This is a genomic window from Mesorhizobium sp. YL-MeA3-2017 (assembly GCF_030814575.1).
GTDB classification, from domain to species: Bacteria; Pseudomonadota; Alphaproteobacteria; order Rhizobiales; family Rhizobiaceae; genus Mesorhizobium; species Mesorhizobium terrae.
This window is the reverse complement of record NZ_JAUSVH010000001.1, coordinates 2,594,015-2,617,746: the sequence shown is the minus strand read 5'-3', so window position 1 is coordinate 2,617,746 and position 23,732 is coordinate 2,594,015. Positions and strand designations below refer to the sequence as shown.

Here is a 23,732-nt window from a genome sequence, read left to right as displayed (position 1 = left end):
CTTACCGCGCGCTGGGCACCGCGACGCGGGGCCTTACAAGGTTCCATCCCAGCGTCATGCCGGCGGCGGCGATGAGGATGGCGGCGGCGCCGACCAGCTGCAGCGGCTGCAGGCGCTGACCGAAGGCCAGGAAATCGGCGGCGATGGCGACGACCGGGTAGATGAAGGACAATGCCCCGACGAGGTTGGTCGGCAGCTTCTGGATGGCGCCGTAGAGCAGGATGTACATCAGCCCTGTGTGGATGACGCCGATGGCGGCGAGCAGCGCCCAGCTGCGCCAATCCGTCGGCAATGCCGTCAAATTGGCGAAGGGGGCGAGCATGAGAATGCCGACCGTGACCTGGATCAGCGCGATGAGATGCGGAGGCACGCCCTTCAGCTTCTTGGCGACGATCGCGGCAATCGCATAAAAGAACGCTGCGCCCAGCGCCAAAAGGATGCCGGCCAGATAGTTCGAGCCGACATGGCCGGCATTCGATTTTGCCTGGACGATCAGCAGCATTCCGGCAAAGGCAATGGCCAGCCAGGTCAGCTTGGCGATGGTGAGCCGTTCGCCGAACAAAAATGCGCCCAAAGCCACCAGCATGAAGGGCTGCGTGTTGTAGACCGCGGTGGCGATCGAAATCGAGGCGCGCGGGAATGCGGCGAAGAGCAGCAGCCAGTTGGAAACGATGGCGACGCCGCCGACGACCGCATAGGCGAACTGGCGGCGCGAGATCACATCCGGCCTGAACAGGCCGAGCGCGGCGCAGACGATCAGCAGCGTGACGGCGCCGAAGGCGCAGCGCCAGAAGACCACGTCCATGACCGGCTGGCCCGACAGGACCACGAACAGTCCTATCGTTCCCGAAATCATCATTGCGGCGGTCATTTCGACCGTACCACGCGTCTTCTCTGACATCTCGCGACCCTTCTTCCCGACAGGCCGCTTTTGTAAGCCCGGGTCGGATCGAAAACCATGCTTTGGATAAGGTGTTTGCGGAGCGATGCCTAATTCTGTAAGGTGCTCAAACACAGAATCCTAAGGATGTGTGATGCTGGACGATCTTGACCGACGCATTGTCGAAATCCTGGTCGACGATGCGCGCATTTCGCTGAAGGAACTGGCGAGCCGCGTGAACCTGTCTTCGCCGAGTGCGTCGGAACGGTTGCGGCGGCTGGAGGAGCGCGGTGTCATCCGCGCTTTCACGGTGGATATCGATCCCGCCGCGCTCGGCTATACGCTGCAGGCGATCGTGCGCATCAAGCCGCTGCCTGGCAGGCTGCACGCGGTGCAGAAGCTGATCGAGGAGATTCCCGAGTTCACCGAATGCGACAAGGTGACGGGCGACGACTGTTTCGTCGCGCGGCTGCTTATCCGTTCGATCAGCGACCTTGACCAGATCCTCGACAAGATCACCGACAAGGCCGAGACCAGCAGCGCCATCGTCAAGGCGCAGCCGGTGAAGCGACGGCTGCCGCCATTTTCCTGAGCATTTTCGGGCATGAAAAAACCGGCGCCGCGAGGGCGCCGGTTTCGGTCTTCATTCGACGGCTTGTCGAAATCAGCTGATCTTCTGGCCGGTCTTTGCCCAGTCGGCGAGGAACTGCTCGAGGCCCTTGTCGGTGAGCGGATGCTTGACCAATGCCTTCAGCGTCGCCGGCGGGATGGTGGCGACGTCGGCGCCGATCAATGCGGCGCGCTTGACGTGGTCGGGCGTGCGGATCGACGCGGCCAGGATCTCGGTGTCGAAGCCGTAATTGTCATAGACCTGGCGGATCTCGGCGATCACCTCCATGCCGTCAAAGCCCATGTCGTCGAGACGGCCGATGAAGGGCGAGATGAAGGTGGCGCCGGCCTTGGCGGCGAGCAGCGCCTGGTTGGCCGAGAAGCAGAGCGTGACATTGACCATGCGGCCCTCGGCGCGGATGGCGCGGCAGGCCTTGAGGCCGTCAAGCGTCAGCGGCACCTTGATGCAGACATTGTCGGCGATCTTGGCGAGCACCTTGGCTTCCTTCATCATTCCGTCGTAGTCGGTGGCGGTGACTTCGGCCGAAACCGGGCCTTCGACGATGTCGCAGATCTGCTTGGTGACTTCGTCGATCTTGCCGCCGGATTTCAGGATCAGCGACGGGTTGGTGGTGACGCCGTCCAGCAAACCAAGCGCGTTGAGTTCCTGGATCTCTTTTACATCAGCAGTGTCGACGAAGAATTTCATGGTGATCTCCTTGGGAAGGAATAAGGCAGTTCGCCCGGGGTTTGGCGCCGCCCTTTGCTCTAGACCAAAGTCGGGGCAAGGTCACGCCTGATGAAAGAAGATTCGCCCTTCATGACGGCCGCACCGGTGCTGGTGCCGATGCCCGCCGAACGCGCCTATACCTATGCCGTGCCCGAAGGCATGCTGGTGGTGCCGGGTTCCATCGTGCGCGTGCCGCTGGGACCGAGGCTGGTGGCGGGTGTCGTCTGGGACGGGGCGGTCGAACGGGTCGAGGCGAAGAAGCTGAGACCCATCGACCACGTCTTCGATTGCCCGCCGATCGACCACGACATGCGACGCTTCGTCGACTGGATCGCGCAATACACGCTGACGCCGCCGGGCCTTGTCGCGCGCATGCTGTTGCGTGCGCCGGAAGCTTTCGACCCCGAGCCGTGGATCGAAGGGCTGCAGCGCACCGCGATCGCGCCCGACCGGATGACGGCGGCGCGGGCGCGGGTGCTGGAAACCGCCGATGGCGGGCTGGCCTGGACCCGGTCGGGCCTCGCGCACGCGGCCGGCGTTTCCTCGACCGTCATCGACGGGCTGAAGGCACAAGGCGCGTTCGAGACGGTGATGATCCCGCCACGGCCCGTCGTGGCGCCGCCGGACCCGACCTATGCCCGGTCGGAACTGACGCCGGACCAGGCCGCGGCGGCGGAAACGCTGCACGCCAGCGCATCGGCCGGGGCCTTCGGCGTCACCCTGCTGGACGGCGTCACCGGCTCGGGCAAGACGGAGGTCTATTTCGAGGCGGTGGCGGCGGCGCTCGACAAGGGCAGGCAGGTGCTCATCCTGCTGCCGGAAATCGCGCTCACCCATGCCTTCCTGGAACGCTTCCAGTCGCGCTTCGGCGCCAAGCCGGCGGAATGGCATTCCGACCTCGCGCCAAAGACCCGCGAACGGGTGTGGCGGCAGGTGGCGGAAGGTACGGTGCGGGTGGTGGCCGGCGCGCGCTCGGCATTGTTCCTGCCGTTCAAGGAGCTTGGCCTGATCGTCGTCGACGAAGAACACGACCCGGCCTACAAGCAGGAGGACCGTGTCTTCTACAATGCGCGCGACATGGCGGTGGTGCGCGGCCATATCGGCGCGTTCCCGGTCGTGCTGGCTTCCGCCACGCCTTCGGTGGAAAGCCAGGTCAATGCCAATCAGGGCCGTTATGGCCGGGTCGACCTGCCGACGCGCTTCGCGGAGGCGGCGCTGCCCACCTTGCGCTCGATCGACATGCGCCGCGCGCCGCCGCCGCGCGGCGGCTTCCTGTCGCCGCTGCTCGTGGCGGAGATGGGCAAGACCCTGGAAAAGGGCGAGCAGTCGCTGCTGTTCCTCAACCGGCGCGGTTATGCGCCGCTGACGCTGTGCCGGGTCTGCGGTCACCGTTTCGGCTGTCCGGTCTGCTCGTCCTGGCTGGTCGAACACCGGTTCCGCGGACAGCTCGTCTGTCATCATTGCGGGCACAACGAGAAACGGCCTGACGCCTGCCCGGAATGCGGCACGTTCGACCATCTGGTGGCATGCGGGCCGGGCGTGGAGCGCATCGCCGAAGAGGTGGTGGCAACCTTTCCGGAAGCGCGGACCATCGTGCTCTCCTCCGACCTCGTCGGGGGCGTGCGGCGGCTGCGGCTCGAACTTGAGGCGATCGCCAACGGCGACGCCGATATCGTCATCGGCACGCAACTCGTCGCCAAGGGTCACAATTTCCCGAACATGACGCTGGTCGGCGTCGTCGATGCCGATCTCGGCCTCGCCAATGGCGACCCGCGCGCCGCCGAGCGCACGTTCCAGCTCTTGTCGCAGGTCACCGGCCGCGCCGGGCGCACCGGCAAGAAGAGCCTCGGCCTTTTGCAGACCTATCAACCGGACCACCCGGTGATGAAGGCGATCGTTTCGGGCGATGCCGCTGCCTTCTACGAGCGCGAGATCGCCGAGCGCGAACGTGCCGCGCTGCCGCCCTTCGGCCGGCTGGCCGGCATCATCGTCAGCGCGGAGACCCGGCAGGAAGCGGAGGCGCATGCGCGCGGCCTGCGTCGCGCGGTGCCCGAGGCGTCGGATATCTTCGTGCTGGGTCCCGCCGAAGCGCCGCTGGCGCTGGTCGGCGGCCGCCACCGGTTCCGTCTTTTGATCCATGGCGAGAAGCGTTCGGACATTCAGGGCTTCGTGCGCCGCATGCTGGCCGACGGGCCAAAGCTGCGCGGCTCGGTGCGGGTGAGCGTCGACATCGACCCGCAGAGTTTCCTTTGAGGAGGACGTCCATGAAGACGCTTGGCCTGATCGGCGGCATGAGCTGGGAATCGACGGCGATCTACTATCGCCTGCTCAACGAGATCGTGCGGGAACGGCTTGGTGGGCTGCATTCGGCCGAGCTTTTGCTCTACTCATTCGATTTCGCCGCCATCGCGGCGCATCAGAGCGCCGGCGATTGGGATGCCGCCGCCAGGCTGCTTGCCGATGTCGCGCGCCGACTGGAGGGCGCCGGAGCGGAAGGCCTTCTGATCTGCACCAACACCATGCACCGCATGGCGGACGAGGTGCAGGCCGCCGTTTCCATCCCGCTCATCCATATCGCGGATGCCACGGCCGGTACGATGAAGCGGGCCGGGGCGACGAAGCCGGCGCTGCTCGCCACCGCCTTCACCATGGAACAGGATTTCTACAAGGGCAGGCTGGCGCGCAGGCACGGCATGGCCCCGGTCGTTCCCGACGCGGAAGGCCGCGCCATGGTCCACCGCGTCATCTATGAGGAACTGTGCCGTGGCGTGGTGAGCAAGGCATCGAAGACGGCCTATATCGCCGAGGTCGCGAAGATGCGGCAGGCCAACGAGATCGACAGCGTCATCATGGGTTGCACCGAAATCACCATGCTGATCGGCCAGGACGATTTTGACCTACCGGTGTTCGACACGACCAGGATCCACGCCGAAGCGGCGGTGGAGTTCGCGCTGGGTTGAAAAAGCTTTGACCTGCCCGTTTTTCGATCATTGGGCTGATTTCGCGAGCCGCCATTGTCCATGAAAACCGAACTCGACTTTCATCCACTCTCGCGTGAACGGCACGTCGATGCGGTGGCGGCATTTTTCGAGCGGGCGGCCGACTATGTGATGTTCGAGAGCGGGCAGCTTGCCGATGCGTCGACAGCCGGCGCCTTCTTCGAAGACCGTGCGCCCGGCTGCGATCCCGGCGATTCGTTGAAATCCGCGTGCGCCAGGGCGGACGGCGGAATCATTGGCATTGCCGACATGTCTTTCGGCTATCCGGAAAAACCCGATGCCTATATCGGGCTCCTGCTCATCGATCCCGGCGTCCGTTCGCAAGGTGTTGGTCGGCAGTTCCTGGAGTGCCTCGTCAACGAGGCGCGGTTGCGGAAGTGCAAGCGGATGCCGGTCGCGGTGCTGGATGAAAATGCGCGCGGTCGGGCCTTCTGGGAACGCGAGGGATTTGTGATCGAGAAGAGTTTTGAACCACGACAGATCGGTTCCAAAGTCCACGTGTTACACCGGCTGACCAGAGCCTTGTGAACCCGTTCCTCATCGGTTCTGTCCACAACGCCTAGTGGCAAGGTTTGTCAGGACAGTTTCCTTGCATGGAAACTTTTGATTGCGACTGGAAGGTCATCCAGATAGTTTCTTTGGAAGGAAACTATCTGGATTTGCTCATGTCGCTGACGCTCTACATCCATCCGCTCGCCTCGTTCTGCCACAAGGTGCTGATCGCCTTCTATGAGAACGCTGTCGACTTCCGTTCCGAGACGGTTGACCTGATGGAAGCCGGCTCGACGGCGGACCATCTGGCTCGCTGGCCGGTGGGCAAGATCCCGGTGCTGCACGATGGCGCCCGCAACCGCGTGGTGCCGGAAACCAGCATCATCATCGAATATGTCCAGCAGCATTACCCCGGTTCGCTGCCGATGCTGCCCCGCAACGAGGAGCAGCGGCTGGACGCCCGCCTGTGGGATCGCTTCTTCGACCTTTATGTCGGCGTGCCGATGCAGAAGATCGTCACCGACCGGCTGCGCCCAGCCGGCGGCAACGATGCCATCGGCGTTGCCGACGCGCATCGCGCGCTCGACACCGCCTATGCGATGATCGACGGCCAGATGGCCGACAAGACATGGGCGACCGGCGACGATTTCACCATTGCCGATTGCGCCGCGACGCCCGGCCTGTTCTTCGGCTCGATGGTCCATCCATTCGCGCCCGACCAGCATCATCTGCGCGCCTATTTCGAGCGCCTGCTGGCACGGCCTTCGATCAAGAGAACGCTCGAGGAAGCGCGGCCGTTCTTCTCGATGTTCCCCTATCGCGAAGTGATGCCGGAGCGTTTCGCGAACGGCTCCGCTTTCGCCTGAGGTGGTGCGATGCAGCAAGCCCAAACTCTCGACCGCATCTTCCTGGCGCTCGCCGATCCCGGCCGGCGCGGCATGATCGAACAGCTGGCGCGCGGGCCGGCCACGGTGAAAGAACTGGCGCGACCAACCAACATGCGCCTGCCGTCGGCGGTGAAACACCTGAAAGTGCTGGAGGAGGGCGGCATCGTGGCGTCGCGCAAGGCCGGCCGCACCCGCACCTATAGCATGCGGCGGGATGCGTTCCTGGCCGTCAACGACTGGGTGCAGGCGCGCGAGACCGCGCTTAATGCGGCCTTCGACCGGCTCGTCCAAGCCATCGCCGATATGCCCGAAGAGGAATGATCATGGCTATCGAACACAAGACCTTCGTCGTCGAGCGCATGTTGGCGGCAAGTCCGAAACACGCCTTCCGCTTCTTTTCCGAGCCGGCGCTGAAGGAGCGCTGGACCGGCTGTCACCCCGACTGGACGGTGCTGGAGGAGCGCTTCGATTTCCAGATCGGCGGCGTCGAGGCCAAACGCTGGCGCATGACCAACGGACAGGAACAAACCTTCCTCGCCCATTATCTCGATATCGTGCCGGCCCGGCGCATCATCTATGCCTTCGACATGACGTCCGCGGGCGAGCGCGTCTCGGCCTCGCTGGCCACCGTCGAGCTGATGGCGGAGGGCGCCGGCACCCGCATGGTGTTCACCGAGCAGATGGCCTATCTCGGCGATGCGGCCTCGATGCGCCAGCGCATTGCCGGTACCGGCGACGGTCTGGACCGGCTGGTCGATATCATCGCCATGGATGTCGCCAGCGTGCATTGAACAGCACGGCGTCGCCGAAATCGACCGCCGATGACGGCTAGCCGTCCCGGGTGCCGGCGGTGACGGCGGCGAGCCAGCGGCGGACGATCTTCTGCTCGTCCTGCGAATAGCCGGCGGCGAGGTCGGCTTCCAGGAGACGCACGCGGTCGCGCGCCTCGGCATAGATGGTTTTGCCCTTTTCGCTCAATTCGAGCTGGCGGATGCGTTCGTTGGCGGCGTGGCGGCGCTTGACGATCAATCCGGCCTTTTCGAGATTGGCGATGATGACGCTGAGCGTCTGCGGCGTCAAAAGCGCGGTGCGCGCCAGATCGGCATTGGAGAGGCCGGGATAGGCGCCCAGCATCGCCATCACCGCGAATTGCGGCTGGGTGATGCCGAGATCGACCAGGGCTGCCTCCATGCGGTAGCGATAGGCACCCGCGGCCTGGCGCAGCAGATAGCCGAAATAGCCATCCTCGCCACGCTTGCCCTCGCCGGCACGCGGTATCGGTTTCTCGGGCTTTGTCCTGGTTATGATGCCGTCCCCCTGCTTAACTGGCGTGGCCATCGTGTCCGTCGGGCATCGGGATCGTCAAGGGGCCGCAATTCTCGTCGGCGATGAACATGGCGAGCAGCGATGCCGGCTCGGTCTTGCTGGCGTTCTCGGCATAGAGGTGGATCGCCCCGGTCGGCTCGAACCAGCTCTGCCCCTCGGTGTAGGTCATTGGCGGCTCGCCGGCGAGCTGTGACTTGAGCGTGCCCTTGAGCACGAAGGCAGTGACATTGCCGGGATGGCGATGGCGCGGCGTGTAGGCGTCGGGCGGGAAGTTGACGATCGCCATGGTGACGGCCTTGCCGGTAATGTCGGGCAGCGGCGTGCAGGAAATCGGCTTGATCTCGGTGACCGGCCGGCCGGACGCGCTGACAGGCGAGGCGCTTTCGGCCATATGGATTGTTGCCGGGCGCGGCGATGTCGCCAGCGCATGGAAACCGGCGATGCTGGCGCCGATCGCCGCGGCGGCGGTCAGGCCGCCGAGATAGTACCGCTTGCGCCGGCCGCTGAAGATCTCGGCTTCGAAACCCTGGCTGCTCATGCCCGGGCCCTCCTGAAACCGGCACGCCAGCCGAGCTCGGCGACGGCCTTGTCGGTGGACACCTGCTCGTTCGGTTCGGCGATGTTGTAGGCGCCGGCCGTGCCGCGCTCGACGGCAAGCAGGGCGGCATGGGCTGCGGCGTCGACATGCACCGACGCGCCTGGTTTCGGCGCGTCCGCCCCGGTGCCGGGGCCGTAGAGCTGGCCGTATCGCAGCACGATGCCGTCCATGCCGGGTGCGCCAAGAACCTGGCGTTCCAGCGCGATGACGCCGTTCACGCTTATGGCGCGTGGACCTTCAGCGCCGGCGTCGAGCGGGTCCTGTTCGCCGTGCGGCAGTGGCCCGGGCGCATAGGCCCAGGCGATGCTCTGCGCGATCAGCCGCTTCACGTCGGCTTTTCTCGCCGCCTCGATCAGATTGCGGGTGCCCTCGTCGCGGATGCGGGCGTTGCCGGCGATCGCGGTGGCCATCCGCGCCGGGTCGAGGCCTTGCGGCAGGTCGGTCAACTGGTGGACGACGATGGTCGGGCGGGCGGCAAGCATCGCCGCCGACAGGGCCGCTGCATCGAACACGTCGACGATCACCGGATTGGCGCCGGCGCTCTGCAGTTCCGTCGCCTTGGAAGCGGAGCGGGTCGTGCCCCAGACCGTATGGCCTGCCTCGATCAAAAGCGGCACGAGGCGGCGTCCAATCGCCCCGGTGGCGCCAGCGACGAAAATCCGATGAGCCATCTCGCTCTCCTTCATGTATCAAAGCACTGATATCAGTGTGCTGATAATAAGTCAATCGGGCACCGTGCGCTGCCGGCCAGGCGCCGGCCGTGCTTGACTTCCCAAGGCGATGATCTTCAATGCGGCGCACGCTTTCGAGGGGATCCGAGCAAATGGCATTTTCGTTTCCATGGCCGACCAGCCACGGTGAATGGCTCGCCTGGTCGAGCGCGGCCGTCACGCTCGTCCTGGGTCTGGCGCTGTTCTTCGCGCCCGGCCTCTGCTTCAAGCTCCTGCGGCTCCAGCCCAAGCCGGAGAAACCCGAGGCGATCGCCGAGGGGCGCGCCCGCATGGCCGGTTTCTACCTGGGCGTCGGGCTGTGCGCGATCCTGCTTGCCCAGCCGCTGCTCTACATGGCGCTCGGCTTCTCCTGGCTGTTCACCGCCTTCGGAAGAATCCTCGCCATGATGTCCGACGGAGCCAACACGCCCTACAACTGGGCGGCGGTCGTGGTGGAGATCGTGCTGGCGGCAATGCCGCTCGCCTTCGCCTTCGGCTTTTTGCCCTGAATCGCGCCGAATCCGGCCGCGCCCATTGAACTCGACCGCTGGATGCGACAAAAGTGCCTTGAAAGCGTGTCCGTGGACGCATTGCGGTCCTGAAAAGCCTGTGCTAGACGGCAACCGACTTTCGGCCGGGGAACAGCGGAAGCCACGTCCCTTGGCTTGGAAAAATTTAGTAAGGTCAAAGATTTAGCCAGAGTTTTCGCTCGCGCCAACAATCTGCGGCCTGTCAGACAAGAGAAAAGACGGTCCGTGGCCCAAACGTCCTCGCCAATCTCCGCTGTCGCTGAACGCTACGCGTCATCGCTTTTCGAGCTCGCGCTCGAAGCGAAATCCGTTGCCAAGGTCGAGGCCGACCTTAACAGCTTCGACGCGATGCTTGCCGGCAGTGCCGACCTGACGCGCCTCATCGGCAGCCCGGTCTTCTCGACCGAGGAGCAGGTCCGTGCCATTTCCGCCATCGTCGACAAGGCCAAGATCGGCGGTCTCGCCGGTGACTTCCTGCGTGTCGTGGCCGGCAACCGCCGCCTGTTCGCAGTGCCTGGCATGATCAAGGCGTTCCGCCGTATCGCCGCCGAACACCGCGGCGAAGTGGCGGCCGAGGTTACGTCGGCGCATGCGCTGACTTCCGCCCAGGAAACCGAACTCAAGGCCGCGCTGAAAAGCGTCGCGGGCAAGGATGTGACGATCGCCGTTACGGTCGATCCCTCGCTGCTCGGCGGCATGGTCGTGAAGATGGGCTCGCGCCAGATCGATACGTCGCTCAAAACCAAACTCAATTCGCTCAAGCTTGCACTGAAAGAGGTCGGCTGATGGACATCCGCGCCGCGGAAATTTCCGCAATTCTGAAAGACCAGATCAAGAATTTCGGCAAGGAAGCCGAAGTTTCCGAAGTCGGTCAGGTTCTGTCGGTGGGTGACGGTATCGCCCGCGTCTACGGTCTCGACAACGTCCAGGCGGGCGAAATGGTCGAGTTCCCCGGCGGCATCCGCGGCATGGCGCTCAACCTCGAAGCCGACAATGTCGGCGTCGTCATCTTCGGTGCCGACCGCGACATCAAGGAAGGCGACACCGTCAAGCGCACCGGCGCCATCGTGGACGTTCCGGTCGGTCCGGGCCTGCTCGGCCGCGTCGTCGACGCCCTCGGCAACCCGATCGACGGCAAGGGCCCGATCAAGGCCGACAAGCGTATGCGCGTCGACGTCAAGGCCCCCGGCATCATTCCGCGCAAGTCGGTGCACGAGCCGATGTCGACCGGCCTCAAGGCCATCGACGCGCTCATCCCGGTCGGTCGCGGCCAGCGCGAGCTGGTCATCGGTGACCGTCAGACCGGCAAGACAGCCATCATTCTCGACACCATGCTGAACCAGAAGTCGGTGCACGAGACCGGCCCTGAATCGGAGAAGCTGTTCTGCGTCTACGTCGCTGTCGGCCAGAAGCGCTCGACCGTCGCGCAGTTCGTCAAGGTTCTGGAAGAGCGCGGCGCGCTCGACTACTCGATCATCGTCGCCGCCACCGCTTCGGACCCGGCTCCGATGCAGTTCCTGGCGCCGTTCACCGCCTGCACCATGGGCGAATATTTCCGCGACAACGGCCAGCACGCGCTGATCGGTTATGACGATCTGTCCAAGCAGGCCGTCGCCTACCGCCAGATGTCGCTGCTGCTGCGCCGTCCTCCGGGCCGCGAAGCCTATCCGGGCGACGTCTTCTACCTGCACTCGCGCCTGCTCGAGCGCGCCGCCAAGCTCAACGACGACATGGGCAACGGTTCGCTGACCGCGCTGCCGGTCATCGAGACGCAGGCCAACGACGTCTCGGCCTACATCCCGACCAACGTGATCTCGATCACCGACGGCCAGATCTTCCTCGAGACCAATCTGTTCTTCCAGGGCATCCGTCCGGCCGTGAACGTCGGTCTGTCGGTGTCGCGCGTCGGTTCGTCGGCGCAGATCAAGGCGATGAAGCAGGTTGCCGGCTCGATCAAGGGCGAGCTCGCCCAGTATCGTGAAATGGCGGCCTTCGCTCAGTTCGGCTCGGATCTCGACGCCGCCACGCAGCGCCTGTTGAACCGCGGTTCGCGTCTGACGGAACTCCTCAAGCAGCCGCAGTTCTCGCCGCTCAAGACCGAAGAGCAGGTCGCGGTGATCTTCGCCGGCGTGAACGGCTATCTCGACAAGCTGGCGCTGAACCAGGTCAGCAAGTTCGAGCAGGGCCTGCTCACCCATATGCGCACGGCCGGCAAGGCCATTCTCGATGCGATCCGCAAGGAGAAGGCGCTGTCGGACGATCTGCGCGGCAAGCTCAAGGCCGAAATCGACAACTTCGCCAAGACCTTCGCGTAAAGCGGCGGAAGACGGGACCGGGTTCGGAGCATGGCTTCACTAAAAGACCTTCGTAACCGCATCGCCTCCGTCAAGGCGACGCAGAAAATCACCAAGGCGATGCAGATGGTCGCCGCGGCGAAGCTGCGTCGTGCCCAGGAGGCCGCGGAAGCGGCGCGTCCCTATTCCGAGCGGATGGGCGCGGTGCTGGCCAACATCACCCAGGCGGTCGGCGGTGGCGGCGACGCTCCTGCGCTGATGACCGGCACCGGCAAGGACGACGTGCATCTGCTCGTCGTCTGCACGGCCGAGCGCGGCCTGTGCGGCGGCTTCAACTCGCAGATCGCCCGACTGGCGCGCGACCACATCCGCCGGCTGCTCGCCAATGGCAAGCAGGTGAAGATCATCTGCGTCGGCAAGAAGGGCTACGATATCCTGCGTCGCGACTTCGCCGGGCAAATCCTCGACCGCGTCGACCTGCGCGAAGTGCGCACGCTGGGCTTCGTCAACGCCGACGGGATCGCCAAGAAGGTGATCGGCCTGTTCAATGACGGCCAGTTCGACGTCTGCACGCTGTTCTATTCGCAGTTCAAGTCGGTGATCAGCCAGGTTCCGACCGCGCAGCAGATCATTCCCGCCGCTTCCGCTCAGTCTTCGGGCGAGGCCGCGAACGGCGCCGCCGTCTATGAATACGAGCCGGAGCCGGGCGAAATCCTCTCCGACCTCATCCCGCGCAACATCGCGGTGCAGATCTTCCGGGCGCTGCTTGAAAACGCGGCCGGCGAGATGGGCGCCAAGATGAGCGCAATGGACAGTGCGACGCGCAACGCAGGCGACATGATCAACAGGCTGTCGATCACGTATAACCGCCAGCGCCAGGCGCAGATCACCAAGGAACTGATCGAAATCATTTCGGGCGCCGAAGCGCTCTAAGCGTGAACCGCGAAGGCACGCCGCCTTCGCACGGATCACGCGGTAACCAAACGGACGAAAAAGGGTAAAGACGATGGCGAAAGCAGCGACCCCGAAGAAGGAAGCACCGGCCAAGGCCGCGGCCGCTCCCAAGGCGCCGGCGGCGGCAAAGGCCGCTCCGGCTAAGAAGGCAGCGGCTCCCGCCAAGGCGGCAGCTCCGGCCAAGGCCGTGGCAAGCGTCAAGGCGCCGGCTCCGGTCAAGAAGCCGGTCGGTGCCGCCGGCAAGGTCCGTCAGGTCATCGGCGCCGTCGTCGACGTGCAGTTCGAAGATCACCTGCCGGCGATCCTGAACGCGCTGGAGACCGAGAACGTCGGCAACCGCCTGGTTCTCGAAGTCGCCCAGCACCTCGGCGAAAACACCGTGCGCTGCATCGCCATGGACACCTCGGAAGGTCTGGTTCGCGGACAGGCCGTCTACGACACCGGCGCGCCGATTTCGGTTCCGGTCGGTCCGGGCATGCTCGGCCGCATCATCAACGTCATCGGCGAGCCGGTTGACGAAGCCGGTCCGGTCGACGGCGTTGAAATCCGCGCCATCCACCAGCCGGCCCCGGCCTATGTCGATCAGTCGACCGAGGCACAGATCCTCGTCACCGGCATCAAGGTTCTCGACCTGCTGGCACCTTACGCCCGCGGCGGCAAGATCGGCCTGTTCGGCGGCGCTGGCGTCGGCAAGACCGTTCTGATCCAGGAACTGATCAACAACGTCGCCAAGGCGCATGGCGGTTATTCGGTGTTCGCCGGCGTCGGCGAGCGCACCCGCGAAGGCAACGATCTCTATCACGAGTTCATCGAGTCGGGCGTCAACAAGAAGGGCGGCGGCCAGGGCTCGAAGGCAGCGCTGGTTTACGGCCAGATGAACGAGCCGCCGGGAGCCCGCGCCCGCGTCGCTCTGACCGGTCTGACGGTCGCTGAATATTTCCGCGACCAGGGCCAGGACGTGCTGTTCTTCGTCGACAACATCTTCCGCTTCACCCAGGCGGGTTCGGAAGTGTCGGCTCTGCTCGGCCGTATTCCTTCGGCCGTGGGTTATCAGCCGACGCTCGCCACCGACATGGGCGCGCTGCAGGAACGCATCACCACCACGACCAAGGGTTCGATCACCTCGGTGCAGGCCATCTACGTGCCCGCCGACGACTTGACCGACCCGGCGCCGGCAACCTCGTTCGCCCACCTTGACGCGACGACCGTGTTGAACCGCGCCATCTCGGAAAAGGGTATCTACCCGGCCGTCGATCCGCTCGACTCGACCTCGCGCATGCTCGACCCGCTGATCGTCGGCGACGAGCACTACCAGGTCGCCCGCCAGGTGCAGTCGATCCTCCAGCGCTACAAGTCGCTGCAGGACATCATCGCCATCCTGGGCATGGACGAGCTTTCGGAAGAGGACAAGCAGACGGTGGCGCGCGCCCGCAAGATCGAGCGCTTCTTGTCGCAGCCGTTCTTCGTCGCCGAAGTGTTCACCGGTGCGCCGGGCAAGCTGGTCGACCTCGCCGACACCATCAAGGGCTTCAAGGGCCTTTGCAACGGCGACTACGACCACCTGCCGGAAGCCGCCTTCTACATGGTCGGCAACATCGACGAGGCGGTCGAGAAGGCCCAGCGTCTGGCCGCCGAAGCGGCTTGATCGGAGCGAAAAGCGAATAGGGAGTAGCGAATAAGGAAGATGTGATGGCCAGTGGCGAAATCTATTCGCTAATCACTATTCGCTGTTCGCTAGAACGACATGGCTGAAGCTTTCAAATTCGAACTGGTCTCGCCCGAGCGCCTGCTGGTCTCGGAACAGGTCGAGTCCGTCGTCATTCCGGGTGCGGAAGGCGAGATGACCGTGATGGCGCAGCACGCGCCGGTCATGACCACCATCAAGCCGGGTGTCGTGACGGTGAAGACCGCCGGCGGCCAGGAACAGCGCTACGTGGTATTCGGCGGTTTCGCCGACATCCTGCCCTCGGGCTGCACGCTGCTGGCCGAATCGGCGGTGGCCGTGAAGGACATCGACCGCGCCGACATCGCTCGCCGCATCCAGGAAGCGCGCGAGGACATGAACGACGCCAAGGACGATGCATCGCGCACCAAGGCAGAGCAGTTCCTGCACCAGCTGACCACGCTGGAAGGCGCCATCCTGCCGGCCTGAGCGGCCTGCATCAAAGAACGAAAAGCCGGGTCTCAGCCCGGCTTTTTTGTTTTTTGGCCCGTGTTTCGCAGTTTCGGGCGGGTTGGAGTGTCTCCCGCCAGGGTGGGAAATACCCGGCCGCTACAGATTCCAGAACCGTCTCGCATTCGCCGACAGAAGCCGGCTGCGTTCGTCCTCGCTACAGCCTTCGAGCAAAGCGTGCGTTGCTGCTACCCATGTCGAAAGGCCGCCGCCAAGGGTGCAGACCGGCCAGTCGCTGCCCCAGACCACGCGATCCCAGCCGAAACTGGCGATGACGTGTTCGACATAGGGGCGCAAGGTGGCGACCGTCCAGCTCGACGGATCGGCATAGGCGACGATGCCGGAGATCTTGGCGATCACATTCGGCCGGCGGGCGATCTCGGCGACATGCGCGCGCCAGGGATGATCGGCCTTGCCCCTGATGTCCGGCACGCCGCAATGGTCGAGCACGAAGCGGACATCCGGGGCGAGGTCGGCGAGCGCGATCGCTTTCGGGATCTGATGCGGCTGTACGCAGAGGTCGAAAGTAAGACCGCTGCCGCCGATCTTGCGGATATTCTCGCGAAACAGCGCGCCTTCCGAGACATCGTCCGGCACGACATGCAGGACACGGCGAAAGCCCTTCACGAAGGGATCGGCGCGCACACGCTCCAGATAGGCAGGAAAGCTCGCCAGTTCCGGCCGACAGGAAACGATGGCGCCGCTGACCAGGCTTTCCCTGTCCGACGCCAGTGCCTTCACATAGGCCGTCTCGGCTTCGATGTCGGCGGGATCGACATCGACCTCCATATGCATGGCCGTCTCGATGCCGGCGCGGCGCGCTTCGACCGCATAGTCCGCATGCGAAAAATCCCGGTTGAGTGCTGGTGCACCGGTCAGCCAGGGATAGCGCAGCGCCCGCCTGTCGATCAGATGCAGATGGGTGTCGACGATCATGGCTGCTTCCCTCGAAACGGCGGAAGGCATGCCTCCCATTTTGTCCATGAGAGCATCAATCGGACGGGAAGGAAATGCTTCTTGCCGGGAAGCTTTTTTGCAATGCCGGCGTCAAGACGAGGTGGCCAAGACAATGGCCTTTCCGTAAGGTACGGCCGGTCGGCCCTCAAGGACCGGCCCTATCGGCTGCACTATCCGTGCGTGCGATCATCATGGCGAGGGATGCGGACGGAACGGCCAGGAGGCGGCCGCGGCGTCCATCTTGCGGATCGCGGATGGTGGCGCCGGGACGGTGAGTGAGGCGGCCGAAGCGCCAAAGGCGCCGGCGTGGAGGAGGAAGACGGTTCATGGGTACTCTCGACGGCAAGGTCGCGGTGGTGACGGCGGCCGCGCAAGGCATCGGGCGGGCAAGTGCGCTCGCCTTGGTTGAAGCTGGCGCACGCGTGGTTGCGACGGATATCAACGAGGCCCTGCTTGCCGAACTGGCCAAGACCAAGGGCATTACCGCCCGCCGGCTCGATGTGCTCGACGACGGCGCGGTGGCCAGCGCTTTCGCCGAAATCGGCCGTGTCGACGTTTTGTTCAACTGCGCCGGCTTCGTCCATTCCGGCTCGGTGCTGGAGATGAAGGATGGCGATCTCGACTTCGCCTTCAATCTCAATGTGAAGGCCATGGTGCGCACCATCCAGGCGGTGCTGCCGGGCATGTTGGAACGCGGCGACGGTTCGATCATCAACATGTCGTCGGTGGCGTCCAGCATCAAGGGCGTGCCCAACCGCTTCGCCTATGGCGTGACCAAGGCGGCGGTGATCGGGCTGACCAAATCGATCGCCGCTGACTTCGTCTCCAGGGGCATTCGCTGCAACGCCATCTGTCCGGGCACCGTGGAAAGCCCTTCGCTGGAGAGCCGCATGCGCGCGCAGGGCGACTATGAGGCCGCGCGGGCCGCCTTCATCGCCCGCCAGCCGATGGGCCGGCTCGGCACGCCGGAGGAGATCGCCGCGCTCGCCGTGCATCTGGCCGGCGCCACCTACACGACCGGCCAAGCCTACGCCATCGACGGCGGCTGGTCGATCTGACGACTGGAACGAACTGGAGGATTTGCATGAAACTCGTTCGCTATGGCGCCGTCGGCGCCGAGAAGCCCGGCCTTGTCGATGGAGACGGCACGCTCCGCGACCTGTCGGGCCATGTCGCCGACATCGCCGGCAAGGTGCTGGACCCGGCATCGCTCACGGCGCTGGCCAGGCTCGACCCGAAGGCATTGCCGGCGGTGTCCGGCAAACCGCGCCTCGGCCCCTGCGTCGCCGGCACCGGCAAGTTCATCTGCATCGGCCTCAACTATGCCGACCATGCGGCCGAGTCCGGCCTGCAGGTGCCGCCCGAGCCGGTGGTCTTCATGAAGGCGAGCTCGGCCATCGTCGGCCCGGATGACGATGTTCTGATCCCGCGCGGTTCGCTAAAGACCGATTGGGAGGTGGAACTGGCCGTCGTCATCGGCAAGACCGCCAAATATGTCACGGAGGCCGAGGCGCTCGACCATGTCGCCGGCTACTGCGTGGCGCACGACGTTTCGGAGCGCGCTTTCCAGACCGAGCGGTCCGGCCAATGGACCAAGGGCAAGAGCTGCGACACGTTCGGCCCGACCGGGCCCTGGCTGGTGACCAAGGACGAGGTCAAGGACCCGCAGGACCTCAAAATGTGGCTGAAGGTCAATGGCGAAACCATGCAGAACGGCTCGACCCGGACGATGGTCTATGGCGTCGCCTTCCTGGTCTCCTATCTGTCGCAGTTCATGAGCCTGCATCCCGGCGACATCATCTCCACCGGCACGCCGCCCGGCGTCGGCATGGGCATGAAGCCGCCGCGCTACCTCAAGGCCGGCGACGTGGTCGAACTCGGCATCGAAGGCCTTGGCAGCCAGCGCCAGACCTTCAGGGCAGACGCCTGACATCGACGCCTGAAATGCCATGGGCTGGGCAGGCGGCGCAGTACCGCCCGCCGGCTCACGGCATTACTGAAGCGATCCGATAGGCGTCTCGGGGCGGATGCGTCGGTCGTTAGCCCTTACCTCGTCGTGCCGCCTGGCCGGCTTTCCCGGACGCAATCGCGCCCTTCGCTCTTTGCCTGGTAAAGTGCGCGGTCGGCACGGATCATCAATCCTGAGAGGTTCTCGCCCTCGCTTGCAACTGCGATCCCGAAGCTCGCTGTTGGGCTAAATTCGCCCGAGAGCATATTCAGCGTTCCTTCCTTGAAGATGGACCGAACAGTCTCGGCGAAGTTGTGGGCATTGGCCGCCTGTCCCGATGGAAGCAAGACCACGAATTCCTCCCCGCCATGACGGGCGATGATGGCGTCATCCGGGGCTTTCTCCTTGAGGATTCTGGAGAAGGTCTGGATGATCCTGTCGCCACCGCTATGCCCGAAGCGATCGTTGATCGCCTTGAAATTATCGAGATCGCTCAGGATCAGGGCTGCCCGTGCGTCGGCCGGTTGCCGCGCAAGCGCATCGTGTGCGCGCGCATCAAAACCCCTGCGATTGAGCAATCCTGACAAGGCATCAGTCTGTGCCTCGGTCTTCATACCGTCCATTATGTCGACGGCGATGATCGCGAAAATCCCCACTCCCAAGGTCGCACAGATGAGAGCATCCGAGATCGACACGATCAGCCAGTATGTGGCTTCGATTTCATCGGCGGCGATACCGGGAATGTGGAAGGTGAAGGGACGAAGCAGGAAACCCAGGCAAGCAAGGGCGACGAGCCCGAAAAACAATTGTTCAACCGGCGTGCGGCGGGGACGTCTCCCGACATCGCCCAGCATCAGCAGGCAGACCGCCGCCAGCCCCCAATTGAGAATGAAAGCTCGCGCCGGCAAGTTCGGTTCCACGAACATGTAGAAATAGAGTGCCGCCAGCGACATCGCGCCGATGGCGAACAGGATGCCATATCGAGGCCGCTGTTTATCTCGGCGGGACAGCGCGACGTACAGCAACATCATAGCCAAAAGGACAAACGAGTTGGCGACGAGCCGGAGCACCAGCGCTTCCTGGGTAAACGCGAAATAGAGGACGCCGAAGCAGAGGCCCCTGATCGCATATGAAAGAGCGAAGATTACGATATAGGTGAGGTGGCGTTGATGTCGCCAAAGCACGACTAAAGATGCGCAATATATTGCCGACATCGCAGGATTCAGCAGCGCGACGACGCCTTCATAACTCATAGCTGTACTTAACCATTGCCTTCGCCTTCTGGCGGCCCCGGCAGGTTTTGAGCAAGTGGAATTTCAATATTCCTCTGTCTAAACCATGCTCTTCATGCAAACTGCTGTCGTTCTAGGCGAGAAGCATTGAAAGTGGATTTAGCGACATGCTGAACGCCCGGTTACATTCCGTTTGGAGATTTCGTGACTTGAATCGGCTTCAACCGCCCGGAGTTCGTTTGAGAACGCCTGTTGGTGAGCGACCCGTCTGAGGAGGAGGCTCCCGTGAGCGACGTGGATAATGGCGTCGGAGCAGTCCATGCGCTCCTCACAGCCACGCACGAGGCGCCGCCGTCGGGTCGCCCACCCGAAGGCGCGCTCGACAACCCTGCTGTGTGGCCGGACTTCAAAGCCCTGGGCGGTGTCAGGCCATTTGATGGCGCCGTGGTGATCGGCGGCAATATCGTGCTGTGGGGAGCGGATCGGTCCAAAAGAACCAGATGGCGGAGAAGGAGGGATTCGAACCCCCGATACCCTTGCGAGTATGCCGCATTTCGAGTGCGGTGCTTTCAACCACTCAGCCACTTCTCCGCAGCGTGGTCGGCCTGTCGGCGCGGCGCACTAGATAACGGCTGCTTGGCCGGGACACAAGGCCCTTCTCAGGCTTTTATGCCGGCTTTTCCGGCCTTTGCTTGACTCACGCCGAACCTTCGGTTAGGGACGACGCGCATTCGGCGTGGGGGATTCTCCGCGCCGCTTGTTTTTTAAACCCGCAGACTGACAAAAAGACGGCCGAACCGCCTGATCCCGAGAGGATCGTTTGGTTCATAAAGGCCGACCGAACAGCGAAAGGCAAAAAATGTTCGCAGTCATCAAAACGGGCGGCAAGCAGTATCGCGTTGCCGCCAACGATGTGCTCAAGATCGAGAAGCTCGAGGCCAATGTCGGCGACGTCGTCGAAATCGGCCAGGTTCTGGCGCATGGCGAAGGCGAGAATGTCGTGATCGGCGCTCCGTTCGTCGACGGCGCGGTGGTTACCGCCGAAGTCGTCGAGCAGGGCAAGAACCGCACCGTCATCGCTTTCAAGAAGCGCCGCCGGCAGAATTCGCGCCGCAAGATCGGCCACCGCCAGCTTCAGACCACCGTGCGCATCTCCGAGATTCTGGTCGGTGGCGCCAAGCCTTCGAAGAAGGCGGCCGCCAAGGCCGAGGTGAAGGCTGAAGTCGCAGCGGAAGCCGCTCCCAAGAAGGAGAAGGCTGCGCCGAAGAAGGCCAAGGCCGAGGCCGCCGCCGAGTAAGACTGCCGGGCGGCTGGTGTCGCCCAAGCAGGCTTGAAACGGAACGCGAACGCGTTCATAAGGATTTTGAGGCGCCTTCGCGGCGCAAAGGAGCAATGAAATGGCACACAAGAAAGCTGGCGGTTCGTCGCGCAACGGTCGCGATTCGGAATCCAAGCGCCTTGGCGTGAAGAAGTTCGGCGGCGAAGCCGTGCTCGCCGGCAACATTATTATTCGTCAACGTGGCACCAAGTGGCATGCCGGCGTCAATGTAGGCATGGGCAAGGACCATACCCTCTTTGCGCTGGAACAGGGCTCCGTCGCCTTCGCCAAAAAAGCCAATGGCCGAACCTACGTGTCGGTGAACCCGACCCTTAAAGCAGCGGAGTAGCCGGTTCCGCACCACGACACCGGCGCCCCATCTCGGGAACCGGTGTCTGGCCAAGCCAGGAAATGGATCAGGGGAGATGGGTGACCATCTCCCCTTTTTCTTATGCCTGGAGGACTTTTCTATGGTTGCCGAAGCGGACTACACGGACGACGGAGGCTTCACGATCGACTGCCCGGTGCTGCGCACCGAGCACCTGGCGATGCGGGCGCCGTGCGAGGCGGACATCGAGCAGCTGGTCACGCTTGCCGACAATCGCCACGTCGCCGAAATGCTGGCCCGCATGCCGCATCCCTATGGCATCGACGAGGCCCGCGCCTTCCTCGCCATGGCGCGCGCACCGCGCGGCGGCATCGTTTTCGCGCTGACTTTGGCCGAGACCGGGGCCTTCATCGGCTGCGCCGGATTGAACGGCACCGACCGCGGCCTGGAGCTGGGTTACTGGATCGGCGAGCCCTACTGGAAGCGCGGCTATGCGACGGAAGCCGCGCATGCGCTGGTCGATCTCGCCTTCACCCGCACCACCATCCAGGTTCTGCATGCGTCGACCAGGGTCATCAATCCGGCGTCGCGCAGGGTCATCCACAAGTGCGGTTTCCAGTATGCCGGGCAGGGCATGCTGAATTCCATCGTTGCCGGCCAGGTGCCCGTCGAGCGCTACCGGCTCGACCGCAAGACCTGGACGAGCCTGAGGACCTGGGTGCGGCTGTAACCTCGGTCGGCATAGGTCAGTTCACTTCGAGCCAGACCGGCAGATGGTCGGAGCCTTCGGCTTCGCGGTCGACCCAAAGCCGCTTCAGGGAACCGGCCAGCGACGCACTGGTGAAGATGTAGTCGATGCGCTTGTGCCGGCTTTCGTCCTTTGGTCTGTCCGGATCGACCCAGGTGACGAGGTCGGCGCCGCTGGAGCCGAGCCGGGCGGCGGCGTCGACGGCGAGGTCGACGCTCAAGGGCAGGCCGAATTCGTGATCGGGCAGGCCGGCAAGTTCGACATATTCGGGCGAACCGGGAAGCATGTTGAAGTCGCCCATAACCACGTAGGCCTCGGGACAGGGCGGCTCCGGCAGGCCGATTTCGCCGAGACCGCTGAGGGCGCCGCCTTCGAGCGCATGGTTCAACAAACGTTCGCGCAGGAAGCGAACCTGCCGGGCGCGTTCGAGCGGATTGCGATGATCGAGATGGGTGGAATAAAAACGCACGAAGCCGAGTGGCGTTTCGATCAGCGCTTCCAGCGCGCCGCGCTGGAAGTTCATCGCGCCGATGGAGCGGCCGCGCGGCAGAAGCAGGTTGCGCGACAGATGGATCGGCGTCTTGGACAACACCATGTTGCCAAGCTGGAACGTGACGGTGCGGGCACGCCCGCCGATGACGGCGGAGCCGGCATTGGCCTCGAAGTTGGAACCGTAGACGGCGAAATAGTCGGGCAGCGCTTCCATGATCGCGGCCACCATGTCGTGTCCGCCATTCTTGGGATTGTTGCGCGTGACCTCCTGCAGCGCGATGACATCGGCGCCACGAACCGCATCGACGATGCGGGCGAGGTCATAGCGGCCGTCGAGGCCGATGCCGTATTGAATGTTGTAGGTCACTACCCGCATGACAAACTCTCCCGCGCCGGGCCGCAAAAACGACCCGCTCCGCTCTCGCTCTAGGCTTCGCCATAGTTTAGAGCAGACAGGTTCATGAAGTTCCATAGCAGCAGAAATCGCGTCGTCCGATGAAATTCCTCGATCAAGCCAAGGTCTACATTCGCTCCGGTGACGGTGGCGCTGGTTCCGTGTCTTTCCGGCGCGAGAAGTTCATCGAGTTCGGCGGGCCGGATGGCGGCGACGGCGGCCGCGGCGGCGATGTCTGGCTGGAAGTGGTCGATGGGCTGAACACGCTGATCGACTATCGCTACCAGCAGCATTTCAAGGCCAAGACCGGCACGCACGGCATGGGCCGCAACATGACCGGGGCCAAGGGCGCCGACATAGTGCTGAAAGTGCCGGTGGGCACCCAGGTCTATGCCGAGGACAACGAGACGCTGATCTGCGACCTGACCCAGATCGGCCAGCGCTTCCGGCTGGCAGCTGGCGGCAATGGCGGTTTCGGCAACCAGCATTTCAAGACATCGACCAACCAGGCGCCGCGTCGCGCCAATCCCGGCCTGCCGGGCGAGGAAATGTGGATCTGGTTGCGGCTCAAATTGATCGCCGATGCCGGGCTGGTGGGGTTGCCCAATGCCGGCAAGTCGACTTTCCTGGCTGCGGTGACCGCGGCCAAGCCGAAGATCGCCGACTATCCTTTCACCACGCTGCATCCGGGCCTCGGCGTTGCCCGCGTCGATGCGCGTGAATTCGTCATCGCCGACATTCCGGGCCTCATCGAAGGCGCCCATGAAGGCGTCGGCATCGGCGACCGCTTCCTCGGCCATGTCGAGCGCACGCGTGTGCTGCTGCATCTCGTCTCCGCGCAGGAGGAAAACCCCGGCAAGGCCTACAAGACCGTGCGGGGCGAGTTGGTGGCCTATGGCCACGGGCTCGCGGAAAAGACCGAGATCGTCGCGCTGTCGCAGATCGATATTCTCGACGCCGACGAACGCAAGAAGAAGACGGCCTCGCTGAAACGTGCCGCCGGCCGCGCGCCGCTCTTGTTGTCGGCGGTGACCGGCGAAGGCGTGGAAGCAGTGCTGCGCGCACTGATGGCCGTGGTGGCCGAGGCACGCGACGCCGTGCCGGCAAAGGTCGATACGCGCTGGGAACGCTAG

Annotated in this window: 26 protein-coding genes, 1 tRNA gene and 1 pseudogene; 19 read left to right on the top strand and 9 right to left on the bottom strand. The window is 64.0% G+C overall.

The window, feature by feature from the left end; translation table 11 throughout:
- Position 1: 1 nt before the first annotated feature.
- Positions 2-901, bottom strand: a complete 900-nt coding sequence (locus tag QFZ88_RS12420; RefSeq protein ID WP_024923031.1) for a DMT family transporter — start codon at positions 899-901, stop codon at positions 2-4.
- A 133-nt stretch (positions 902-1,034) separates the two neighbouring features.
- Between QFZ88_RS12420 and QFZ88_RS12415 the strand changes: the two genes are divergently transcribed.
- Positions 1,035-1,472 (top strand): Lrp/AsnC family transcriptional regulator, encoded by a 438-nt coding sequence (locus tag QFZ88_RS12415; RefSeq protein ID WP_024923030.1) that lies wholly within the window; start codon positions 1,035-1,037, stop codon positions 1,470-1,472.
- Positions 1,473-1,544: 72 nt separating this feature from the next.
- On the opposite strand, the gene fsa is transcribed toward QFZ88_RS12415, so the two are convergent.
- Positions 1,545-2,198 carry a fructose-6-phosphate aldolase gene (gene fsa / locus QFZ88_RS12410; protein WP_024923029.1) on the bottom strand — a complete coding sequence of 218 codons (654 nt, stop codon included), beginning with the start codon at positions 2,196-2,198 and terminating at the stop codon, positions 1,545-1,547.
- A gap of 90 nt (positions 2,199-2,288) precedes the next feature.
- On the opposite strand from fsa, the gene QFZ88_RS12405 reads away from it, so the two are divergent.
- The 6 genes from QFZ88_RS12405 to QFZ88_RS12380 all read left to right on the top strand — a co-directional run bounded on the left by QFZ88_RS12405 (position 2,289) and on the right by QFZ88_RS12380 (position 7,388).
- Positions 2,289-4,472 (top strand): primosomal protein N', encoded by a 2,184-nt coding sequence (locus QFZ88_RS12405; RefSeq protein ID WP_024923028.1) that lies wholly within the window; start codon positions 2,289-2,291, stop codon positions 4,470-4,472.
- A gap of 11 nt (positions 4,473-4,483) precedes the next feature.
- The gene (locus tag QFZ88_RS12400) at positions 4,484-5,179 is read left to right on the top strand and encodes an aspartate/glutamate racemase family protein (RefSeq protein ID WP_024923027.1); all 696 of its coding nucleotides are present in this window, start codon (positions 4,484-4,486) and stop codon (positions 5,177-5,179) included.
- A 60-nt stretch (positions 5,180-5,239) separates the two neighbouring features.
- Positions 5,240-5,746, top strand: a complete 507-nt coding sequence (locus QFZ88_RS12395) for a GNAT family N-acetyltransferase (RefSeq protein ID WP_024923026.1) — start codon at positions 5,240-5,242, stop codon at positions 5,744-5,746.
- Positions 5,747-5,883: 137 nt separating this feature from the next.
- Complete coding sequence (locus QFZ88_RS12390; protein WP_024923025.1) at positions 5,884-6,576, top strand: glutathione S-transferase family protein; 693 nt, start codon at positions 5,884-5,886, stop codon at positions 6,574-6,576.
- A gap of 9 nt (positions 6,577-6,585) precedes the next feature.
- Positions 6,586-6,918, top strand: coding sequence for an ArsR/SmtB family transcription factor (locus QFZ88_RS12385; protein WP_024923024.1), 333 nt, complete (start codon positions 6,586-6,588; stop codon positions 6,916-6,918).
- 2 nt (positions 6,919-6,920) lie between these two features.
- Complete coding sequence (locus tag QFZ88_RS12380; RefSeq protein ID WP_081766838.1) at positions 6,921-7,388, top strand: SRPBCC family protein; 468 nt, start codon at positions 6,921-6,923, stop codon at positions 7,386-7,388.
- 37 nt (positions 7,389-7,425) lie between these two features.
- Here the strand turns inward: QFZ88_RS12380 and QFZ88_RS12375 are convergent, their stop codons facing one another.
- Genes QFZ88_RS12375 through QFZ88_RS12365 form a run of 3 tightly spaced genes read right to left on the bottom strand, consistent with a single transcriptional unit; the run spans position 7,426 to position 9,192 of the window.
- Positions 7,426-7,935, bottom strand: a complete 510-nt coding sequence (locus QFZ88_RS12375; protein ID WP_051504818.1) for a MarR family winged helix-turn-helix transcriptional regulator — start codon at positions 7,933-7,935, stop codon at positions 7,426-7,428.
- Positions 7,919-8,461: a cupin domain-containing protein gene (locus QFZ88_RS12370; RefSeq protein WP_024923021.1), complete on the bottom strand. Its 543-nt coding sequence runs from the start codon at positions 8,459-8,461 to the stop codon at positions 7,919-7,921. The genes QFZ88_RS12375 and QFZ88_RS12370 overlap by 17 nt, the downstream gene beginning before the upstream one ends.
- On the bottom strand, positions 8,458-9,192 hold the full coding sequence (locus tag QFZ88_RS12365; RefSeq protein WP_024923020.1) for an NAD-dependent epimerase/dehydratase family protein: 735 nt from the start codon (positions 9,190-9,192) through the stop codon (positions 8,458-8,460). The genes QFZ88_RS12370 and QFZ88_RS12365 overlap by 4 nt, the downstream gene beginning before the upstream one ends.
- A gap of 152 nt (positions 9,193-9,344) precedes the next feature.
- Here QFZ88_RS12365 and QFZ88_RS12360 point away from each other — a divergent pair, with 152 nt between their 5' ends.
- The 6 genes from QFZ88_RS12360 (at position 9,345) to QFZ88_RS12335 (ending at position 15,161) form a co-directional block, all read left to right on the top strand.
- Positions 9,345-9,740 carry a DUF4345 family protein gene (locus QFZ88_RS12360; protein WP_024923019.1) on the top strand — a complete coding sequence of 132 codons (396 nt, stop codon included), beginning with the start codon at positions 9,345-9,347 and terminating at the stop codon, positions 9,738-9,740.
- Between the two features lie 246 nt (positions 9,741-9,986).
- Positions 9,987-10,547: a F0F1 ATP synthase subunit delta gene (locus tag QFZ88_RS12355; RefSeq protein WP_024923018.1), complete on the top strand. Its 561-nt coding sequence runs from the start codon at positions 9,987-9,989 to the stop codon at positions 10,545-10,547.
- The gene (gene atpA / locus QFZ88_RS12350) at positions 10,547-12,076 is read left to right on the top strand and encodes a F0F1 ATP synthase subunit alpha (protein ID WP_024923017.1); all 1,530 of its coding nucleotides are present in this window, start codon (positions 10,547-10,549) and stop codon (positions 12,074-12,076) included. The genes QFZ88_RS12355 and atpA overlap by 1 nt, the downstream gene beginning before the upstream one ends.
- 30 nt (positions 12,077-12,106) lie before the next feature.
- Complete coding sequence (locus QFZ88_RS12345; RefSeq protein WP_024923016.1) at positions 12,107-12,988, top strand: F0F1 ATP synthase subunit gamma; 882 nt, start codon at positions 12,107-12,109, stop codon at positions 12,986-12,988.
- A gap of 73 nt (positions 12,989-13,061) precedes the next feature.
- Positions 13,062-14,654: a F0F1 ATP synthase subunit beta gene (gene atpD / locus QFZ88_RS12340; RefSeq protein ID WP_024923015.1), complete on the top strand. Its 1,593-nt coding sequence runs from the start codon at positions 13,062-13,064 to the stop codon at positions 14,652-14,654.
- Between the two features lie 99 nt (positions 14,655-14,753).
- Positions 14,754-15,161: a F0F1 ATP synthase subunit epsilon gene (locus tag QFZ88_RS12335; protein WP_024923014.1), complete on the top strand. Its 408-nt coding sequence runs from the start codon at positions 14,754-14,756 to the stop codon at positions 15,159-15,161.
- Between the two features lie 120 nt (positions 15,162-15,281).
- Here QFZ88_RS12335 and QFZ88_RS12330 read toward each other — a convergent pair whose 3' ends face one another.
- On the bottom strand, positions 15,282-16,118 hold the full coding sequence (locus QFZ88_RS12330; RefSeq protein WP_024923013.1) for an amidohydrolase family protein: 837 nt from the start codon (positions 16,116-16,118) through the stop codon (positions 15,282-15,284).
- A gap of 347 nt (positions 16,119-16,465) precedes the next feature.
- Between QFZ88_RS12330 and QFZ88_RS12325 the strand changes: the two genes are divergently transcribed.
- Positions 16,466-17,197 carry an SDR family oxidoreductase gene (locus tag QFZ88_RS12325; protein ID WP_024923012.1) on the top strand — a complete coding sequence of 244 codons (732 nt, stop codon included), beginning with the start codon at positions 16,466-16,468 and terminating at the stop codon, positions 17,195-17,197.
- Between the two features lie 26 nt (positions 17,198-17,223).
- Entirely contained in the window at positions 17,224-18,069 is an 846-nt protein-coding gene (locus QFZ88_RS12320; protein WP_024923011.1) for a fumarylacetoacetate hydrolase family protein, read from the top strand.
- 116 nt (positions 18,070-18,185) lie between these two features.
- Here the strand turns inward: QFZ88_RS12320 and QFZ88_RS12315 are convergent, their stop codons facing one another.
- Entirely contained in the window at positions 18,186-19,340 is a 1,155-nt protein-coding gene (locus QFZ88_RS12315) for a GGDEF domain-containing protein (protein WP_024923010.1), read from the bottom strand.
- 480 nt (positions 19,341-19,820) lie between these two features.
- Positions 19,821-19,910, bottom strand: a tRNA-Ser gene (locus QFZ88_RS12310).
- 268 nt (positions 19,911-20,178) lie between these two features.
- On the opposite strand from QFZ88_RS12310, the pseudogene rplU reads away from it, so the two are divergent.
- The 3 genes and pseudogenes from rplU to QFZ88_RS12295 form a co-directional block, all read left to right on the top strand.
- Positions 20,179-20,613 (top strand): annotated as a pseudogene (gene rplU / locus QFZ88_RS12305) (50S ribosomal protein L21); the annotation flags it as partial.
- Positions 20,614-20,716: 103 nt separating this feature from the next.
- On the top strand, positions 20,717-20,986 hold the full coding sequence (gene rpmA / locus QFZ88_RS12300; protein WP_024923008.1) for a 50S ribosomal protein L27: 270 nt from the start codon (positions 20,717-20,719) through the stop codon (positions 20,984-20,986).
- A 121-nt stretch (positions 20,987-21,107) separates the two neighbouring features.
- The gene (locus QFZ88_RS12295) at positions 21,108-21,695 is read left to right on the top strand and encodes a GNAT family N-acetyltransferase (RefSeq protein ID WP_024923007.1); all 588 of its coding nucleotides are present in this window, start codon (positions 21,108-21,110) and stop codon (positions 21,693-21,695) included.
- A gap of 16 nt (positions 21,696-21,711) precedes the next feature.
- Here the strand turns inward: QFZ88_RS12295 and QFZ88_RS12290 are convergent, their stop codons facing one another.
- A complete protein-coding gene (locus tag QFZ88_RS12290) occupies positions 21,712-22,581 on the bottom strand; it encodes an endonuclease/exonuclease/phosphatase family protein (protein ID WP_024923006.1) in 870 nt (289 codons plus the stop codon).
- 119 nt (positions 22,582-22,700) lie between these two features.
- Here QFZ88_RS12290 and obgE point away from each other — a divergent pair, with 119 nt between their 5' ends.
- Entirely contained in the window at positions 22,701-23,732 is a 1,032-nt protein-coding gene (obgE, locus tag QFZ88_RS12285; protein ID WP_024923005.1) for a GTPase ObgE, read from the top strand.

Coding starts and splice junctions, on each gene's coding strand:
- QFZ88_RS12320 (WP_024923011.1), top strand. CDS start 17,224: ATGAAACTCGTTCGCTATGGCGCCGTCGGCGCCGAGAAGCCCGGCCTT.
- QFZ88_RS12375 (WP_051504818.1), bottom strand. CDS start 7,935: ATGGCCACGCCAGTTAAGCAGGGGGACGGCATCATAACCAGGACAAAG.
- QFZ88_RS12385 (WP_024923024.1), top strand. CDS start 6,586: ATGCAGCAAGCCCAAACTCTCGACCGCATCTTCCTGGCGCTCGCCGAT.
- QFZ88_RS12370 (WP_024923021.1), bottom strand. CDS start 8,461: ATGAGCAGCCAGGGTTTCGAAGCCGAGATCTTCAGCGGCCGGCGCAAG.
- QFZ88_RS12335 (WP_024923014.1), top strand. CDS start 14,754: ATGGCTGAAGCTTTCAAATTCGAACTGGTCTCGCCCGAGCGCCTGCTG.
- QFZ88_RS12405 (WP_024923028.1), top strand. CDS start 2,289: ATGAAAGAAGATTCGCCCTTCATGACGGCCGCACCGGTGCTGGTGCCG.
- QFZ88_RS12415 (WP_024923030.1), top strand. CDS start 1,035: ATGCTGGACGATCTTGACCGACGCATTGTCGAAATCCTGGTCGACGAT.
- QFZ88_RS12345 (WP_024923016.1), top strand. CDS start 12,107: ATGGCTTCACTAAAAGACCTTCGTAACCGCATCGCCTCCGTCAAGGCG.
- QFZ88_RS12360 (WP_024923019.1), top strand. CDS start 9,345: ATGGCATTTTCGTTTCCATGGCCGACCAGCCACGGTGAATGGCTCGCC.
- obgE (WP_024923005.1), top strand. CDS start 22,701: ATGAAATTCCTCGATCAAGCCAAGGTCTACATTCGCTCCGGTGACGGT.
- atpD (WP_024923015.1), top strand. CDS start 13,062: ATGGCGAAAGCAGCGACCCCGAAGAAGGAAGCACCGGCCAAGGCCGCG.
- QFZ88_RS12390 (WP_024923025.1), top strand. CDS start 5,884: ATGTCGCTGACGCTCTACATCCATCCGCTCGCCTCGTTCTGCCACAAG.
- fsa (WP_024923029.1), bottom strand. CDS start 2,198: ATGAAATTCTTCGTCGACACTGCTGATGTAAAAGAGATCCAGGAACTC.
- QFZ88_RS12290 (WP_024923006.1), bottom strand. CDS start 22,581: ATGCGGGTAGTGACCTACAACATTCAATACGGCATCGGCCTCGACGGC.
- QFZ88_RS12380 (WP_081766838.1), top strand. CDS start 6,921: ATGGCTATCGAACACAAGACCTTCGTCGTCGAGCGCATGTTGGCGGCA.
- QFZ88_RS12400 (WP_024923027.1), top strand. CDS start 4,484: ATGAAGACGCTTGGCCTGATCGGCGGCATGAGCTGGGAATCGACGGCG.
- QFZ88_RS12315 (WP_024923010.1), bottom strand. CDS start 19,340: ATGAGTTATGAAGGCGTCGTCGCGCTGCTGAATCCTGCGATGTCGGCA.
- rpmA (WP_024923008.1), top strand. CDS start 20,717: ATGGCACACAAGAAAGCTGGCGGTTCGTCGCGCAACGGTCGCGATTCG.
- QFZ88_RS12325 (WP_024923012.1), top strand. CDS start 16,466: ATGGGTACTCTCGACGGCAAGGTCGCGGTGGTGACGGCGGCCGCGCAA.
- QFZ88_RS12365 (WP_024923020.1), bottom strand. CDS start 9,192: ATGGCTCATCGGATTTTCGTCGCTGGCGCCACCGGGGCGATTGGACGC.
- QFZ88_RS12330 (WP_024923013.1), bottom strand. CDS start 16,118: ATGATCGTCGACACCCATCTGCATCTGATCGACAGGCGGGCGCTGCGC.
- QFZ88_RS12295 (WP_024923007.1), top strand. CDS start 21,108: ATGGTTGCCGAAGCGGACTACACGGACGACGGAGGCTTCACGATCGAC.
- atpA (WP_024923017.1), top strand. CDS start 10,547: ATGGACATCCGCGCCGCGGAAATTTCCGCAATTCTGAAAGACCAGATC.
- QFZ88_RS12420 (WP_024923031.1), bottom strand. CDS start 901: ATGTCAGAGAAGACGCGTGGTACGGTCGAAATGACCGCCGCAATGATG.
- QFZ88_RS12395 (WP_024923026.1), top strand. CDS start 5,240: ATGAAAACCGAACTCGACTTTCATCCACTCTCGCGTGAACGGCACGTC.